Origin of the sequence: Streptomyces racemochromogenes (assembly GCF_044129415.1) — a bacterium.
GTDB classification, from domain to species: Bacteria; Actinomycetota; Actinomycetes; order Streptomycetales; family Streptomycetaceae; genus Streptomyces; species Streptomyces racemochromogenes_A.
Genome location: NZ_JBBDHD010000005.1, coordinates 137,724 through 151,820, shown reverse-complemented (window position 1 = coordinate 151,820; position 14,097 = coordinate 137,724). Strand labels below are relative to the sequence as shown.

The following is a 14,097-nucleotide window of genomic DNA, read 5'->3' as shown; positions in this document are numbered from 1 at the left end:
GCCCCGGTCCGCCCCGGCCCCCCCCGCGGCCCGGCCGGCCCCCGCCCCGCAAGCCGCGGCCCTGAACACGGCCGCCCCCGCCCCGGAGCCCGCGGCACCGCGCCCCGTCCCGGAACGGTCCGCACCCGGCGCCGCGGCCCCGGTCCACTCCGCGACGGGCGATACGGCACCGGCCGCCCCGCCGGAGCCCGCGCCCCCGGGCCGCTCCGCCACGGACGCGCCGGCGCGGGAGCCCGGCCCCCCGGCCCCCACCGCGAGGCAGGACGACACGGCCCCCGCCACCGCGACGGCGCCCCCCGGCCCCCTCCCCGCCACACCGCACCACGCACCGACGGCCCCGGCCACACCCGCCGCCGGGCACGGCACCGCCCCCCACCCGGCGCCCCCCACCGGGCCCGACAGCACCCCGGCCGCCCCACCGACCGCCGGGGCGGCACCCGCGCCCGTACCACCCGCCGGGGCGACGCCCGGCCGGATCCCCCGGCCGACGCGGCCTGCCGAGGCGTTCGACGCGCTCTACGGCTACTCCGCGCCCGCCCTGGTCCGCCAGGTCTACCTCCTGACGGGGCGTCGCTCCCTCGCGCAGGAGTCCGTGGAGCGGGCGTTCCGTCAGGCGTGGGCGCAGTGGCCCGAGGTGGCCACCGACCCCGACCCCGTCGGCTGGGTCCGCGCGGCCGCGTACGAGTACGCGCTCTCCCCCTGGCGCCGGCTGCGCCGGGCGCACCGGACCCTCGGCCGCCCCGACAAGGCTCCCGCCGACCCCAACGACCGCATCCTGCTCGGGGCCCTGCTCGCACTGCCCCCCGCACACCGCCGGACCGTGCTGCTCTACGACGGCGTCGGCCTGGACCTGCCCGACACCGCCGCCGAGACCGAGGCCAGTACGCCCACCACCGGCAACCGCCTGATCCACGCCCACGCCGACCTCGCCGCCCGGCTGCCCGGGCTGGCCGGCGTCCCCCCGCAGGAGCGGTCGGCCGTGCTGCGCGAGTGGCTCGGCGCGGTGCGGCCCGCCGTGCCGCTGGAGCCGCCCCCGGCGGCCACCGTCCGCACCGTCTGTGAGCTCCGAGCCCGCCGCTGGGCCCGGGCCGCGCTCATGCTGACCGCGGTGATCGCCGTCGCCACGGGGTACACCACCGTGACCGCGCCGGACCACTACGAGGCGCCGGTCGGGCCCGGTACCGCCGTCTCCGGGGTCCCTCCGCTCGCCGGCCCGCCACGGCTGACCGAGACGAGCCGGGCCCTCCAGGACAAGCTCCGGGCCGATCCGGCCGCCGGCCCCCACCGGCTGCACCCGTCGCCGGAGTGAGCGGACGGCGCACGAGCCGAAAAGGGGCGTGGCCCGCACCCCGAGGGGGTGCGGGCCACGCCCGTGCGTCCGTACCGTCAGCGCCTACTTCGCGCCTTCGAGGATCTCGCGCGCCAGCTTGGCCGTCTCGGTCGGCGTCTTGCCGACCTTGACGCCGGCGGCCTCAAGGGCCTCCTTCTTGGCCTGTGCGGTGCCAGAAGAGCCGGAGACGATGGCGCCGGCGTGGCCCATGGTCTTGCCCTCGGGGGCGGTGAAGCCCGCGACGTAGCCGACGACCGGCTTGGTGACGTTCTTCGCGATGAAGTCCGCCGCACGCTCCTCGGCGTCGCCGCCGATCTCGCCGATCATGACGATGAGCTCGGTCTCCGGGTCGGCCTCGAAGGCCTCCAGGGCGTCGATGTGCGTGGTGCCGATGACCGGGTCGCCACCGATGCCGACGGCGGAGGTGAAGCCGATGTCGCGCAGCTCGTACATCATCTGGTAGGTCAGCGTGCCGGACTTGGACACGAGACCGATCTTGCCGGGCTTGGTGATGTCGCCCGGGATGATGCCGGCGTTGGACTGGCCGGGGGTGATCAGACCCGGGCAGTTCGGGCCGATGATGCGGGTCTTGTTGCCCTTGGCGGTCGCGTACGCCCAGAAGGCGGCGGAGTCGTGCACCGCGATGCCCTCGGTGATGACGACGGCCAGCGGGATCTCGGCGTCGATGGCCTCGACGACGGCGGCCTTGGCGAAGGCCGGCGGGACGAAGAGGACGGAGACGTTGGCGCCCGTCTTCTCCATCGCCTCGGCGACGGAGCCGAAGACCGGGACCTCGGTGCCGTCGAAGTCGACGGTCGTGCCGGCCTTGCGCGGGTTCACGCCACCGACGATGTTGGTGCCGTCAGCCAGCATGAGCTTGGTGTGCTTCATGCCCGTGGCACCGGTCATGCCCTGGACGATGACCTTGCTGTCCTTGTTGAGGAAGATAGCCATGTGAGTCTGTGACCTCTGCCCTTACTTCGCAGCCGCGAGCTCGGCGGCCTTGTCGGCCGCACCGTCCATGGTGTCCACGCGCTGCACCAGCGGGTGGTTGGCGTCCGAGAGGATCTTGCGACCCAGCTCGGCGTTGTTGCCGTCGAGGCGGACGACCAGCGGCTTGGTGACCGCCTCGCCCCGGTCCTCAAGCAGCTTCAGCGCCTGGACGATGCCGTTGGCGACCTCGTCACACGCGGTGATGCCACCGAAGACGTTGACGAACACGGACTTGACGTCCGGGTCGCCGAGGATGATCTCCAGACCGTTGGCCATGACGGCGGCGGAGGCGCCACCGCCGATGTCCAGGAAGTTGGCGGGCTTGACGCCACCGTGGTTCTCACCGGCGTACGCGACGACGTCGAGGGTGCTCATGACGAGACCCGCGCCGTTGCCGATGATGCCGACCTCGCCGTCGAGCTTGACGTAGTTGAGGCCCTTCTCCTTGGCGGCGGCCTCAAGCGGGTTCGCGGCCGCGTGGTCCACGAACTCCTCGTGGCCCGGCTGGCGGAACTCGGCGTTCTCGTCCAGGGAGACCTTGCCGTCGAGGGCGATGACCTCGCCGGAGGCGACCTTCGCGAGCGGGTTGACCTCGACGAGGAGCGCGTCCTCGGCGATGAAGGTCTTCCACAGGGTCACGAGGACCTCGGCGACCTTCTCGGCGACCTCGGCCGGGAACTGAGCGAGCTCCACGATCTCGCGGGCCTTCTCGATCGTGACGCCCTCGTTGGCGTTGACCGGGACCTTCGCGAGCTTCTCGGGGGTCTCCTCGGCGACCTGCTCGATGTCCATGCCGCCGGCGACCGAGGCCATGGCCAGGAAGGTGCGGTTGGTGCGGTCGAGCAGGTAGGAGACGTAGTACTCCTCGACGATCTCGGGAGCGGTCTCCGCGATCATCACCTTGTGGACCGTGTGGCCCTTGATGTCCATGCCCAGGATGTCCGTCGCGCGGGCGACGGCCTCGTCCGGGGTGGAGGCGAGCTTGACGCCGCCGGCCTTGCCGCGGCCGCCGACCTTCACCTGGGCCTTGACGACCGACTTGCCGCCCAGCTTCTCGGTGGCCTCGCGAGCCGCCTCAGGCGTGTCGATCACTTCACCGGCCAGCACCGGTACACCGTGCTTGGCGAAGAGGTCCCTCGCCTGGTACTCGAACAGGTCCACGCGCGTCCGTCCCTTGTCTTCAAAGATTCGCAGTGATTCGCGGTTTGTCTGCTATCTGCGTGGGCGTGCCGCGGAGGGCAACGTGACGGCGCTGTCACTGGGGAGGCGCACACGGTGACCGTGGACGCGGCATGTCCGTCTCGCAGGTTATCCCCGTGGGCCGTAGGACCCTAAATCACAGATCACACCTGAGCGGTGATACCTGTCACAGATCGCCTCACCGCCGAGCTGCATGTTCGTGTGATCCGCCGATTCGCCGCGGGGCGGGCCGGGCCCCGCTCGGGGGGCCTCACGGCACCGGCAGGGGGCGCTTCTCCAGCGCGGCCGCCATCACCTCCGGGAACAGGTCGGGCGTGCAGGCGAAGGCGGGGGCGCCGAGCGCGGCGAGGGCCGCGGCGTGCTCGCGGTCGTAGGCGGGGGCGCCCTCGTCGGACAGGGCGAGCAAGGCCACGAACTCCACGCCGGCCGCCTTCATGGCGGCGACCCGCTTGAGCATCTCGTCCCGTATCCCGCCCTCGTACAGATCACTGATCAGGACGACGACCGTATCGGCAGGACGGGTGATCCTGGACTGGCAGTAGGCGAGGGCGCGGTTGATGTCGGTGCCGCCGCCGAGCTGGGTCCCGAAGAGGACGTCCACCGGGTCGTCGAGCTGGTCGGTGAGATCGGCAACCGCCGTGTCGAACACGACCAGACGGGTGGCGATGGACCGCATGGAGGCCAGGACCGCCCCGAAGACGGAGGCGTGGACGACGGAGGCGGCCATCGAACCCGACTGGTCGACGCAGAGCACCACCTCCTTCCTGACCGACCGCGCGGCACGGCCGTATCCGACCAGCCGCTCGGGTACGACGGTCCGGTACTCCGGCAGGTAGTTCTTCAGGTTCGCCCGGACCGTGCGGTCCCAGTCGATGTCCCGGTGGCGGGGGCGGCCGGTCCGGGCCGAGCGGTCGAGGGCGCCGGCGAGGGTGGCCCGGGTCCGCGTCGCGAGGCGCTTCTCCAACTGGTCGACCACCGTGCGGACGACGGCGCGCGCCGTCTCCCGCGTGGTGTCGGGCATGGCCTTGTTCAACGACAGCAGGGTGCCGACCAGGTGGACGTCCGGCTCGACGGCCTCCAGCATCTCCGGCTCCAGCAGCAGCGTGGACAGCCCGAGCCGTTCGATGGCGTCGCGCTGCATGACCTGGACCACGGGGCCGGGGAAGTACGTACGGATGTCCCCGAGCCAGCGCGCCACCCGCGGGGCGGACCCGCCGAGTCCGGCCGACCGCTCCGCCGTCCCCTTGCCGTCCCCGCCGCCGCCCCCGCCGTAGAGCGCGGCCAGCGCCCCGTCCATCGCGGCGTCCCGCCCGCTCAGCGCCCGGCCGGTGCCGTCGGCCTCGCCGCCGAGCACCATGCGCCAGCGCCGCAGCCGCTCGCCTCCGGCGGTGTCCATGCCGCTTCCCGTCATCTGCCGATCCCCTCCGCACTCATCGCCGTGTCCGGGGCCGAGCCCCTCCATGCCGCTGCGCGGGGCCGTCTCCCCGCCCCGCCCTTCACCCGCTCTCCGGGGCACGCCCCGGCCCCCGGCACGGGACACTCCCCGCCCGGTGCGCTCCGTCGCCGCGCCGGCCCGAGGTGCGCGGCGCGTCCAGCCCCCGGGGCACGCCCCGGCCCCGGCACGGGACACTCCCCGCCCGGCGCGGTCCATCGCCGCGCCATGTCCAGCCCCGCCGGCGCTTGAGGCGCCGGGGGCGGCCGGGGGAGCCTGCCCCCGGCCGGTCGGGCCGGGGCCGGGGCCCCGCAGCGGCCGGCCAGGGCGAGGTCATGGCGCCCCCAGGAGGAGGCGGGCCACCTCCGCCACCGCCGAGGCGCGGGCCGGGTCGAGGTCCGGGGCGAAGCCTTCGGGAGCCGGTCCGGCGCCGGAGGGCGTCCGCCGCGCGCCGGGGCCGCGGCGGGCCAGTTCGCCCAGGGTCCGCTTCACGCCCGGCTCGTACGCACCGAACGTCCGCCGCAGCAGCGGCAGCACGTCGACGAACGCGCGCTCCGGGACCGCCACCAGCCAGGCGTCGATCAGGCCCAGCAGCCGCTCGTCGTGGACCAGCAGGGTCCCGCCCCCGGAGCCGCCGCCCGCGAACCCCTCGATCCAGCCCGCCGCGTCGGTCGGGGAGGCCGCCGGGGAGAGCGCGAGCCCCATCAGCCGGGCCGTCTCCTCGGGCGGGAGCCGGCCGTCGTCCAGCAGCAGCCGCACGGCACGGCCCCGTATCAGCCCGGGCACGGAGTCCCGCCCGGCCAGCTTCCGCAGGACGGCCGACCAGCGCTCCCGCAGCCCCCCGTCCGCGTCGGCCAGCAGGGCGACCGCCCCGTGCACCCCGTCCAGGTGTCCCCTCAGCTCCGCCGCCGCGTCGTCGTCGAGCCCCGCCGCGCAGGCCGGCGGCAGGGCCACGCAGATCCGCTCGGCCAGCCCGGCGGCGACCGTGCCGAGCGCCGCCGAGTCCGTGCCCCGTACGTCCCCGTATCGCAGCGAACGGGCCAGCGCGGGCAGCGCCCCGGCCAGCCGCGCCACGTCGGTGTCGAGCGCCGCGAGGTCGGCCAGCGCCCGCAGCACGGCGGGCAGCGCCCGCACCAGCCCGGCCCGCAGACACCGCTCGGCCAGCGCCGTGACCTCCCCCAGCTCCCTCGCGCCCGCCGCCTCGGCCTCGGCCCTGGCGGTCGCCGCCCCGGGCACGGTGGTGCCCCAGATGCCCGCCTCGGCGACCCGTACCGACAGCTCGGGTTCCCAGCGCAGCCGCCAGGTCTCCCGGAAGGTGCCCGTCCCGCCGCGGGAGGCGGTGGGCACGCCCCAGTCGACCCCGAGCATCCGCAGCCGGTGCAGCAGCCGGGACTTCGCCGCGTCGGTGTCCTTGCGCAGGTCCAGCTCCAGCTCCCGCTCGCGGGCCTCCGCCTTGAGCCGCAGCGAGCGCTGCCGGCGGCCCAGGTCCCGCTGGAGCGGTACCGCGGGCGCCGCGTCCGGGACCTCGCCGAGCACGTCCCCGACGACGAGCCGGTCCTCGACCAGGGCGAGCGGTACGTCGGAGCCGTCGCACATGACGGCCCGCACCGCCTCCAGGGTCTCCGGGAGCCCGGCCATCGGCCGGCCCCGGACGGCGGCCAGGGTCCCGGCCAGCCGGACCGCCTCGATGACGTGGGACGGGGAGACCTGCCGGTCCTCCTCCCGCAGCAGCCCGGCCACCTCGGCCAGCCACCGCTCCACCGGCCGGTCCCGGCAGGCGAAGAGGTGCGCGTACCAGCCGGGCGAGGCGACACCCGCGCCGTATCCGCCGGCCCGGGCGAGCCTGCGGTGGGTCCAGGGCACCCAGGTGGTCTCCACCTTGGTGCGGGGCAGGCCGGTGAGCAGCGCCCGGTCCGCGGCGACGGTGGTCCGGGCCCGGAGCGCCGGGACGTGCCAGGCGCCGCACACGACGGCGTAGTCGTCGCCGAACTCGCGGCGGGCGGCCCGCATCCGCTGCCGCATGTGGGCCTCGCGGACCAGGTCCCGGGGGCGGCCGCCGTCCCCGTGGGTCTCGCGCAGGGCGGCCATGGCCTCCGCGAGGGCCTCGAAGGCGGCGAGCGGGTCCCGCCCGGCTCCGGTGGCCCGGTGCTCGACCACGTCCTCCCACCACTGCTCCGCGTCCTCGTACCCGGCGGTCTCCGCGAGCACCGCGAGCGGGTCCACCGGCAGCCCCCCGCCGTCGCGGGCGGCCGCCGCCTCCCCCTGCCCCTCCCCCTCCGGCGCGGCCAGCGTGTGGGCGGCGGGGAGGTCGATGAAGCGGACGGGGCGGTCCCGGGCCTGGGCCCAGCGGAGGGCGACCCACTCCGGGGAGAAGGCGGCGAGCGGCCAGAACGCGGCCCGGGCCGGATCGTCCGCCGCGTGCGCGAGCAGGGCGACGGGCGGGCGCATCCCCGGTTCGGCGGCCAGGCCGAGCAGGGCGTCCCCCTCGGGCGGCCCCTCGATCAGCACGGCCCGCGGCTGCGCCAGGTCCAGCGCGGCCCGCACCGCCCGCGCCGAGCCGGGGCCGTGGTGGCGGACCCCGAGCAGCAGCGGTCCCCCGGCTCCGGGGCTCATGCCGTCACCTCCCGGCAGGCGCGGTAGAAGTCCTTCCAGCCGTCGCGCTCGCGGACGACCGCCTCCAGGTACTCCTGCCAGACGACCCGGTCGGCGGCCGGGTCGCGGACGACGGCGCCGAGGATCCCGGCGGCCACGTCGGAGGGGCGCAGCACGCCGTCCCCGAAGTGGGCGGCGAGGGCCAGGCCGCCGGTGACCACGGAGATGGCCTCGGCTGTGGAGAGGGTGCCGCTGGGCGACTTCACCTTGGTGCGGCCGTCGGCGGTGACGCCGTCGCGCAGTTCGCGGAAGACGGTGACGACGCGGCGGATCTCCTCCAGGCCCTCGGGCGCGGCGGGCAGGTCCAGGGCGCGGCCCATCTGGTCGACGCGGCGGGCGACGATGTCGACCTCGGCGTCGGTGGTGGCGGGCAGCGGCAGGACGACGGTGTTGAAGCGGCGGCGCAGGGCGCTGGACAGCTCGTTGACCCCGCGGTCGCGGTCGTTGGCGGTGGCGATGAGGTTGAAGCCGCGCACGGCCTGGACCTCCTCGCCGAGCTCCGGTATCGGGAGGGTCTTCTCGGACAGGACGGTGATGAGGGTGTCCTGGACGTCGGCGGGGATGCGGGTGAGCTCCTCGACGCGGGCGGTCGCGCCCTGGGCCATGGCCCGCATGACGGGGCTGGGGACGAGGGCCTCGCGGCTGGGGCCGTGGGCGAGGAGGCGGGCGTAGTTCCAGCCGTAGCGGATGGCCTCCTCGGGGGTTCCGGCGGTGCCCTGGACCAGCAGGGTGGAGTCCCCGCTGACGGCGGCGGCGAGGTGTTCGGAGACCCAGGTCTTGGCGGTGCCGGGGACGCCGAGCAGGAGGAGGGCGCGGTCGGTGGCGAGGGTGCTGACGGCGACCTCGACGATCCGGCGCGGGCCGACGTACTTGGGCGTGATGACGGTGCCGTCGGGGAGCGCGCCTCCCCGGAGGTAGGTGGCCACGGCCCAGGGGGAGAGTTTCCAGCGGGCCGGGCGGGGCCGGTCGTCGGCGGCTTCCAGGGCTTTCAGTTCGTGCGCGAAGGCGTCTTCGGCGTGCGGGCGCAGTGCTTCGGTACCGGTGCCGTTCCCGTGCGTGCTCATGGTCCCCCTCCAGTGCTCGGCAGCCGCTCCCGACTGCTGCCCCCACCGTGCACCATGCCACTGACAACCCCCTTTGTTCGAGGCGTTGTTGCAGGTCAGGGCGATTGTCAGTGGGGGTCTCTACGGTGGTTTCCATGACTGAGCAGGGGGTCCGCCCGACGGCGGAACAGGTACTGGCCCTGGCTCCTGACGAGGCGTCGGGGAGGGCGGGGGCGAAGCTGGGCGAAGCGGGTCCGTGGTCACAGACCGGAGGTTCCGCTTCCGGTGTGGTGTGGGGGTTGTGCAAGGGCAGCGGCGCCACGCCGTACCGGACGGTCGTCGACCTGTCCGGGCCCGCGTACATGTGCTCCTGCCCGAGCCGTAAGTCCCCGTGCAAGCACGCCCTGGGGCTGCTGCTGCTCTGGTCGGCGCAGGGGCTGGGCGAGCCGGCCACGGCGCCGGACTGGGCGGCCGACCGGCTGGCGGAGCGCGCGGCGAAGGCCGCCCGGCCGGCGGCCGGCCCGGTGGACGCCGAGGCGGCCCGCAAGCGGGCCGAGCGCCGCGCCGAGCGGGTCGGGGCCGGGGTCACCGAGCTGGAGCGGCGGCTCGTGGACCTGCTGCGCGGCGGGATCGCCGGCCAGGGGCAGGCGGGGTACGCGCCCTGGGAGGAGACCGCGGCCCGGATGGTCGACGCCCAGGCGCCCGGACTGGCCTCCCGTGTCAGGGAGTTGGGGACAATACCCGGTTGCGGCCCCGGCTGGCCCGCCCGGATGCTTGAGGAGTTCGCGCTGCTGCACCTGCTGGACCGGGCCTGGCTGGGGGTCTCCGGACTGCCGGAGCCGTTGGCCGCGACCGTCCGGACCCGGGTGGGGCTGCCGTCCTCGGCGGAGGGGGAGGCCGTCCGGGACCGCTGGCTCGTACTCGCCCGGTACGACTCGGTGTCCCCGGACGGCCGCCTCACCACCCGCCGGACGTGGCTGAGCGGGCTGGAGGGCGGACGGCCGGCGCTGGTGCTGGACTTCGGACCGCCCGGGCGGGCGCCGGGGACGGCCCTGCCCGTCGGACTGGTGCTGGAGGCGGAGATCCGTTTCCGGCCCGGGACGGCGGGGCTCCGGGCGGACCTGGGGGACCGCACCGCGGCCGCGGCGGCGGACACCCGGGTTCCGGCCGGGGTGAGCACCGGCGAGGCCCTGGACGCCTACGGGGCCGCGCTGCGGGAGGACCCGTGGCTGGACTCCTGGCCGGTGGTCCTGGGCCCGGTGATCCCGGTACCGGGTGACGGGCCGGACGGGTCCTGGCAGCTCGCGGACGCCGACGGCGCGTGCGCGCTGCCGGTGGTGTCCGGCGGGGGCCGCTCGCGGTCCGCGCTGTGGCGGCTGGCCGCCCTCTCGGGTGGCGGCCCGGTCACGGTGTTCGGCGAGTGCGGCCACCGCGGCTTCACTCCGCTGACGGCCTGGCAGCCCGGCTCGCCCGAGCCGGTGCCGCTGCTCTGAGAACGGGCGCGACCAACAGAAAACGAAGGGGGCCTGGGGGGATCCATGCCGTCTCGCAGACCGACATGGAGGACGCGCGGGCGCGGGGGCGCCGGCGCGCCGACGAGGAGCCGGGGGGCTTTCATGAACGACAACCACGCCAGCTGAGCACCGTCGTGCGGAACATCCGGGCCCGGTCCCGCGGAGGGGGCGGGACCGGGCCCGGAGCCCGCACGACGACGACGGACCACGGACGGGACCGACGAGGGAGGGGCAGGATGGTCAAGGCCGACGAGGGGTACGCGGACGCGGACTGGGAGGGGCTGGTCGCGGCCGCTCTGCTGGGCACCGAGCGGCGGGGCGGCACACCGGAGGCGCTGCTCGACGCGGCGGCCGTGCAGACGCTGCGCCGCCGCGCCGGGCTGCGGCCCGCGCCGGCGGCCCGGCGGCCGGAGCCCGCACCGCGGGATCCGCGCCCCGCGCCCCCGGACGCCGCCCGGCGGCGGCTGGCGCAACTGCTCGCGGGCCGCGGGAACGCGGGCGGCACCGGGCGGCGGGGGGCCGCCCCGGACCTGACGGAGCTGCTCCCGCAGTGGCTGGCCGCCGCCGGACAGCACGGCTACCGGGCGCCGTCCGCACTGCTCCCGGCGCTGCTGGACGCGGCCCGGGCCCGCTCCGACCTGCGCCCGCAGGCGCTGGCCCTGGCCGGCGCGCGGGGGCTGTGGCTGGCCCGGCTGAACCCGGAGTGGCGGTTCGCTCTGCGGGGCTCGGCGGGCGGCGGGGAACTCCCCGACCCGGCCGACGGCGAGGCGGTGGCGCGGCTCTGGGAGGAGGGCCTGTTCGCGGAACGGGTCGCCCTGCTGGGCGCCGTCCGGGCCCGCGACGCGGCGGCGGCGACCCGGCTGCTGGCCGGCACCTGGGCCACCGAGCGCGCCGAGGACCGGCTGATGTTCCTCGACTCGCTGCGGACGGGGCTGTCGATGGCGGACGAGCCCTTCCTGGAGGCGGCGCTCGGCGACCGCAGCCGCAACGTCAGGGCGACGGCCGCGGAACTGCTGTCCGCGCTGCCGGAGTCGGCGCTGGCCGGGCGGATGGCGCAGCGGGCGCTGGCCTGCGTGGGCCCGGAGGCGGTGGAGCCGCCGGCGGAGTGCGACGCGGGGATGCTGCGCGACGGCGTGGTCAAGCGGCCGCCCGCGGGGCGCGGGGAGCGGGCGTGGTGGCTCGGCCAGGTGGTGGAGGCGGCCCCGCTGTCCTGCTGGCGCGCACGGTTCGGGGGACTGGAGCCGGCGGAGATCGTGGCGCGGCCGGTGGCCGGGGGCTGGGCGGAGGAGATACACGCCGCCTGGTGCCGGGCGGCGGTGCGGCAGCGGGACGCGCAGTGGTCGAAGGCGCTGCTGGGCCCGGCGTCCGCACCCCCGGCGGCCGGCCCGGGCACGGCGTCGCTCGCGGAGCGGGCCAAGCTGCTGGAGACCCTGGCGGAGGGCGAACGGGCGGAGTGGGTCGCGGAGTTCGTGCGCGCGCACGGGCTGTCGGAGGCGTTCCAGTTGCTCGGGGTCTGCCGGGTGCCGTGGGCCGGGCCGCTGGGGCGGGCCGTGGTGGACGCGCTGGACGCGGCACGGATCGCCGGGGGCTACCCGTGGAGTTTCAGCGGGGTGATGGGGCTGGCGGAGCGCTGCCTGGACCCCGAGGAGGCGGAGCGGCTGGAGGGGCTCACGGCCGGGGTGGCCGATGCCCCGGAGGGGGGCTCCGGAGCCGGCGCGTACTGGGCCGAGGCCTTTCAGCGGCTGGTGGCGACGCTGCGGGTGCGGGCCGCGATGCTCGCGGAGCTCACGCCGTCGCCGTGACCCACCACCGCCGCCGCCTGCGGGCCGTCGCCGCTGCGCGGGGTCGTCTCCCCGCCCCGCGCAGACGGGAGCCCGGAACGGTTACGCCGCGCGGACGTGGGTGTTGACCCAGTCGACGATCTCCGTCGTCGTCGCGCCGGGGGTGAAGATCGCCGCCACGCCCTTCTCCTTCAGGGGGGCGATGTCGTCCTCCGGGATGATGCCGCCGCCGAAGACCTTGATGTCCTCCGCGTCGCGCTCCTTGAGGAGCTCCAGCACGCGGACGAACAGCGTGTTGTGCGCGCCCGAGAGGATCGACAGCCCGATGGCGTCGGCGTCCTCCTGGATCGCGGTGTCCACGATCTGCTCGGGGGTCTGGTGCAGGCCCGTGTAGATGACCTCCATGCCCGCGTCCCGCAGCGCCCGCGCGATCACCTTCGCCCCGCGGTCGTGGCCGTCGAGACCCGGCTTGGCCACCACCACACGGATCGGACCGGTCACACCCATCGCACTGCCTCCCGAGTGAACGAACGTTAAGTACAGCATTGCGCACCGCACCGTTTCACGGTCAACGGGGAGGGGGAAATCACACGTGGGACGCCGTTGATTCACCTCGCCCAGTCGCCCCGCCACCGCGCCGACAGCCGCACGGCACGGTGGCGGGGCCACGTCGGCAGCCGGCACGGCCCCGCACCCAAGAGGTCCAGGGGAGGCCGTCGATGGGGCTGACGATCGCACCGCTGCCCGTCCCGCGCTCGGGGGCCGCCCTGCGGGCCGCCGTCCTGGAGGCGGTGGTGCTCGCCCAGCACATGCTCCTCTACCCGAGTGGAGTCCGGGAGGAGCGCCGGGAGGGCCGCGAGGAGGACCGCGGGGAGGGGCGCGGCGCCGGGTCCGGGCCGTTGCCGCCCGTCCTGCTGCTGCACGGGTTCACCGACAACCGGTCGGTGTTCGTCCTGCTGCGCCGGGCCCTCGGCGCGGGGGGCCGGCGGCGCGTGGAGACGTACAACTACTCGCCCTTCACCCGCGACCTGCGCGTCACCGCCCGCCACCTCGCCCGGCGCGTCGAGGAACTGTGCGAGCGCAGCGGCCAGGACCGGGTGGACCTCGTGGGGCACAGCCTGGGCGGGCTGGTCGGCCGGTACTACGTCCAGCGGCTGGGGGGCGACACCCGGGTCCGCACGCTGGTCACCCTCGGCACCCCGCACGGCGGGACCCGCGTCGCCCCCTTCATGGACGCCCACCCGCTGGTCCGCCAGATGCGCCCGGACTCCCCCGTGATGGCCGAGCTGCGCGCACCCGCGCCCGGCTGCCGGACCCGGTGCGTGGCCTTCTGGAGCGCGTTCGACGCCCTGATGGCCCCCGCCGGGGCGGCCAGGATCGAGCATCCGGACCTGGACGCGACGAACGTCGAGGTCACCGGCATCGGACACCTCGCCCTTCCGGTGCACCCCGCCGTCATCACCGCCGTCCGGCGCGCGCTGGACGGTGCGGTGCGTGACGCCGGGGCCGCGGAGGGGCCGGTGAGAAAACTCCGGCCCACCGGAACCGACGGGGAGGGCATGGTCGTCTGAGCCCCCGGAGGTTTCCGACACGGGGGGACGGATGGGCGGGGAGGGTGCTGCGGCGCGGCGCGGGGTGCTGGCGCCGGTCCTGGCGAACCTGGCCCTCGGCGTGCCCGCCGTCGTGCCGCTCTACCTCGGGTGGTGGGTGCTGACCGAGTACCTGCCGATGGACTGCCACAGCACGGCGGACCTCGCCAAGCCGGACCTGGGCAACTGCGACTTCCACACCCTCGACCACTCGACGACCGTGCTGTTCCTGCTCGTGGTGACGGGTGTGCTGCTGGTCGGCGCGGTGTTCGTCGTCGACGCCGTCCTGCCGTCCGCGGCGCGCCGCGGGACCTGGCTGCGCTCGGCGGCGCTGGTGCCGGTGCCGTTCGCGCTGCTGCTCGCGTGCGCCTACAACACCGGATGACCCTCGGTCGAACGAATTTCGAACTCAAGGCCAAGGCTCGGTCTTTCGGCGACCGAAAGACGGCCGAATGCCCGGTTCCCGCGAGGAGGAAACCCGCCGAAGATTGTCGAGGCGAGTAACCGCCGGGTACAGTCACGCCACTGCTCTCCTCCGGTGAACCTTGAGTTCCCCGGCCACC

General features: G+C 75.6%; 11 protein-coding genes. 5 read left to right on the top strand and 6 right to left on the bottom strand.

Annotated elements, in window-relative coordinates; translation table 11 throughout:
- The coding region (locus WDV06_RS03775; RefSeq protein WP_395508147.1) for a SigE family RNA polymerase sigma factor at positions 1-1,309 on the top strand (1,309 nt) is incomplete at its 5' end.
- Between the two features lie 84 nt (positions 1,310-1,393).
- On the opposite strand, the gene sucD is transcribed toward WDV06_RS03775, so the two are convergent.
- The 5 genes from sucD to WDV06_RS03750 form a co-directional block, all read right to left on the bottom strand.
- Positions 1,394-2,284, bottom strand: coding sequence for a succinate--CoA ligase subunit alpha (gene sucD, locus WDV06_RS03770; RefSeq protein WP_045952187.1), 891 nt, complete (start codon positions 2,282-2,284; stop codon positions 1,394-1,396).
- A 21-nt stretch (positions 2,285-2,305) separates the two neighbouring features.
- Complete coding sequence (gene sucC / locus WDV06_RS03765; protein WP_395508146.1) at positions 2,306-3,484, bottom strand: ADP-forming succinate--CoA ligase subunit beta; 1,179 nt, start codon at positions 3,482-3,484, stop codon at positions 2,306-2,308.
- A gap of 289 nt (positions 3,485-3,773) precedes the next feature.
- A complete protein-coding gene (locus WDV06_RS03760; protein ID WP_395508145.1) occupies positions 3,774-4,934 on the bottom strand; it encodes a VWA domain-containing protein in 1,161 nt (386 codons plus the stop codon).
- A 354-nt stretch (positions 4,935-5,288) separates the two neighbouring features.
- Positions 5,289-7,568 (bottom strand): DUF5682 family protein, encoded by a 2,280-nt coding sequence (locus tag WDV06_RS03755; RefSeq protein WP_395508144.1) that lies wholly within the window; start codon positions 7,566-7,568, stop codon positions 5,289-5,291.
- Positions 7,565-8,671, bottom strand: a complete 1,107-nt coding sequence (locus WDV06_RS03750) for an ATP-binding protein (protein WP_395508143.1) — start codon at positions 8,669-8,671, stop codon at positions 7,565-7,567. The genes WDV06_RS03755 and WDV06_RS03750 overlap by 4 nt, the downstream gene beginning before the upstream one ends.
- Positions 8,672-8,805: 134 nt before the next feature.
- Here WDV06_RS03750 and WDV06_RS03745 point away from each other — a divergent pair, with 134 nt between their 5' ends.
- Together WDV06_RS03745 and WDV06_RS03740 are read left to right on the top strand one after the other, a co-directional pair.
- On the top strand, positions 8,806-10,143 hold the full coding sequence (locus WDV06_RS03745) for an SWIM zinc finger family protein (RefSeq protein WP_395508142.1): 1,338 nt from the start codon (positions 8,806-8,808) through the stop codon (positions 10,141-10,143).
- Positions 10,144-10,400: 257 nt separating this feature from the next.
- Positions 10,401-11,966, top strand: coding sequence for a DUF5691 domain-containing protein (locus WDV06_RS03740; protein ID WP_395508141.1), 1,566 nt, complete (start codon positions 10,401-10,403; stop codon positions 11,964-11,966).
- 81 nt (positions 11,967-12,047) lie between these two features.
- Here the strand turns inward: WDV06_RS03740 and WDV06_RS03735 are convergent, their stop codons facing one another.
- Positions 12,048-12,452 carry a cobalamin B12-binding domain-containing protein gene (locus WDV06_RS03735; protein WP_395508140.1) on the bottom strand — a complete coding sequence of 135 codons (405 nt, stop codon included), beginning with the start codon at positions 12,450-12,452 and terminating at the stop codon, positions 12,048-12,050.
- Between the two features lie 212 nt (positions 12,453-12,664).
- Between WDV06_RS03735 and WDV06_RS03730 the strand changes: the two genes are divergently transcribed.
- Positions 12,665-13,516 (top strand): esterase/lipase family protein, encoded by an 852-nt coding sequence (locus WDV06_RS03730; protein ID WP_395508139.1) that lies wholly within the window; start codon positions 12,665-12,667, stop codon positions 13,514-13,516.
- Positions 13,517-13,547: 31 nt separating this feature from the next.
- Positions 13,548-13,919 (top strand): hypothetical protein, encoded by a 372-nt coding sequence (locus WDV06_RS03725; RefSeq protein ID WP_395508138.1) that lies wholly within the window; start codon positions 13,548-13,550, stop codon positions 13,917-13,919.
- Positions 13,920-14,097: the final 178 nt, after the last annotated feature.

Bases quoted from the DNA above. Each gene is read 5' to 3' on its own strand.
- WDV06_RS03730 (WP_395508139.1), top strand. From the start codon at position 12,665: ATGGGGCTGACGATCGCACCGCTGCCCGTCCCGCGCTCGGGGGCCGCC.
- WDV06_RS03725 (WP_395508138.1), top strand. From the start codon at position 13,548: ATGGGCGGGGAGGGTGCTGCGGCGCGGCGCGGGGTGCTGGCGCCGGTC.
- sucD (WP_045952187.1), bottom strand. From the start codon at position 2,284: ATGGCTATCTTCCTCAACAAGGACAGCAAGGTCATCGTCCAGGGCATG.
- WDV06_RS03745 (WP_395508142.1), top strand. From the start codon at position 8,806: ATGACTGAGCAGGGGGTCCGCCCGACGGCGGAACAGGTACTGGCCCTG.
- WDV06_RS03750 (WP_395508143.1), bottom strand. From the start codon at position 8,671: ATGAGCACGCACGGGAACGGCACCGGTACCGAAGCACTGCGCCCGCAC.
- WDV06_RS03735 (WP_395508140.1), bottom strand. From the start codon at position 12,452: ATGGGTGTGACCGGTCCGATCCGTGTGGTGGTGGCCAAGCCGGGTCTC.
- WDV06_RS03755 (WP_395508144.1), bottom strand. From the start codon at position 7,568: ATGAGCCCCGGAGCCGGGGGACCGCTGCTGCTCGGGGTCCGCCACCAC.
- WDV06_RS03760 (WP_395508145.1), bottom strand. From the start codon at position 4,934: ATGACGGGAAGCGGCATGGACACCGCCGGAGGCGAGCGGCTGCGGCGC.
- WDV06_RS03740 (WP_395508141.1), top strand. From the start codon at position 10,401: ATGGTCAAGGCCGACGAGGGGTACGCGGACGCGGACTGGGAGGGGCTG.